Origin of the sequence: Pseudomonas sp. FSL R10-2189 (assembly GCF_009600325.1) — a bacterium.
GTDB classification, from domain to species: domain Bacteria; phylum Pseudomonadota; class Gammaproteobacteria; order Pseudomonadales; family Pseudomonadaceae; genus Aquipseudomonas; species Aquipseudomonas helleri.
In genome coordinates this window covers 1-290 of record NZ_WIVZ01000151.1, presented here as the reverse complement: position 1 = coordinate 290, position 290 = coordinate 1, and the positions used below count along the sequence as shown (strand labels likewise).

Sequence of the window (290 nt, the reverse complement as noted above, 5' to 3'; positions counted from 1 at the left end):
ACTATCAGAGAACTGAGCAACATAATCTAATGGATCATCCAAGCGAACCTTATTTGGTTTAAGACCTTCATACTCAATTATCTCTCCAAAAGATGTAGTCAGAACCACTACACCCTGGTCATGCTTAATCTGTGCTTTGCAAGAAGCTAACAATCCTCTTCCAAGGATAACATTAACCCACAATTCCTTGAGAACAACAAGGTTTACCTTGAAGTTGATTCCATTGATACCCAAGGTAACACTTGGACATATGTAGGTTGCTTCCAATTTTCCTGTGCAAGAGTCTACAC

Annotated in this window: 1 protein-coding gene; it reads right to left on the bottom strand. The window is 39.3% G+C overall.

Annotated elements, in window-relative coordinates:
- On the bottom strand, window positions 1-267 hold a 267-nt coding region (locus GHO32_RS26300), incomplete at its 3' end, for a hypothetical protein (RefSeq protein ID WP_256678639.1).
- Window positions 268-290: the final 23 nt, after the last annotated feature.